This is a genomic window from Burkholderia sp. E168m23 (genome assembly GCF_016586125.1).
Taxonomy (GTDB): domain Bacteria; phylum Pseudomonadota; class Gammaproteobacteria; order Burkholderiales; family Burkholderiaceae; genus Burkholderia; species Burkholderia orbicola.
This window is the reverse complement of record NZ_BCPP01001398.1, coordinates 1-1,249: the sequence shown is the minus strand read 5'-3', so window position 1 is coordinate 1,249 and position 1,249 is coordinate 1. Positions and strand designations below refer to the sequence as shown.

The window sequence follows — 1,249 nt, the reverse complement described above, 5'->3', positions numbered from 1 at the left end:
GCTAGCCGGTCGCCACCAAAAAATACGCGTCCGCCAACTTCGGCCAGACGCGTTTAAAGGCACTCTGTCTGAAAAAAATGCGCGGGCCGCCTCAGGGGCAGCGTCGCGCATGATGCATGTCATTGTTGCTTCGTCTGATTTAATCCTGTCAGCTCGTTGCGGATAACGAAGCATACGCCGCATAACGCGCAAACGATATCGTGTCGATCCGCCGATTGATGTGCTGTCGCAGCATGCGTTTCGATGGCGCGTTCGATATCGGGGCGGGAAGCCGATAACGACAGGCATCCGCAGCCCCGTTGGTCACGATGCAGTGCACCATCGAATGATGGCGGCGCCGTGCGCAAAAACGCCGTGTGGCGCGATGCCCGTCGGTATCGCGCCACACGGCGAAGCGGTTGCGCCGAAGCCGTCAAGCGCGGGCGCGTGCGTGCGTCAAACGTCGAAGAACACGGTTTCTTCCGGCCCCTGCATGCGGATGTCGAAGCGGTAGACGACCGGCCGGCCCGGCTGCGCGTCGCGTTTCGCGACGAGCGTCGCGCGGCGCTCGGCCGGCACCGCGTTCAGCACGGGGTCGACCGCGTTCGCGGCGGCTTCGTCGTCGAAGTACACGCGTGTGAACGCATGGGTGAGGATGCCGCGCATCATCACGGTCACGTTGATGTGCGGCGCCTCGTCGGCGGCGACGCGGCCCGGCTTCACCGTCTCGACGACGAAGCGCTGCTGCGGGTCGGTGCCCGTGCCGACTCGCGCGAAGCCCGTGAAGCCGGATTTCGCGATGTCGTCGCGCGACGCGGGGTAGCGGCCCGCGCCATCCACCTGCGTGAATTCGAGCACCGCGTCGCCGACCACGTTGCCGTCGCCGTCGAACACCTGCCCGACCAGCAGCACATGCTCGCCCTCGGCGTGCGGCGCGGCGATCGTCGGCGTGAACAGGCTTTTCAGGTCGTAGTCGTATTGCTGCGGGCACAGGCCGTACGCGAAGTACGGGCCGACCGTCTGCGAAGGGGTTTGCTTTAGCGTCGTCATGGTTCAGCGCTCCATCGGGGTGGCGTCGCGGCCGCGCAGCACGATGTCGAATTCGTAGCCGAGCGCATAGCCTTCTTCGGTGATGTCCATCGAGAAGCGCGAGATCAGGCGCTCGCGCGCGGCTTCCGGCGTGCCCTGGAAGATCGGGTCGTACGCGAGCAGCGGATCGCCGGGGAAGTACATCTGCGTGACGAGACGCGAGCCGAAGTAATCGCCGAAC

At 65.3% G+C, this 1,249-nt stretch carries 1 protein-coding gene and 1 pseudogene; both read right to left on the bottom strand.

Annotation, left to right across the window (positions count from 1 at the left end; translation table 11 throughout):
- Positions 1–435: 435 nt before the first annotated feature.
- Positions 436–1,029 (bottom strand): protocatechuate 3,4-dioxygenase subunit alpha, encoded by a 594-nt coding sequence (gene pcaG, locus JMF90_RS37620; RefSeq protein WP_011547894.1) that lies wholly within the window; start codon positions 1,027–1,029, stop codon positions 436–438.
- Between the two features lie 3 nt (positions 1,030–1,032).
- A pseudogene (locus JMF90_RS37615) lies at positions 1,033–1,249 on the bottom strand (protocatechuate 3,4-dioxygenase subunit beta); the annotation flags it as partial.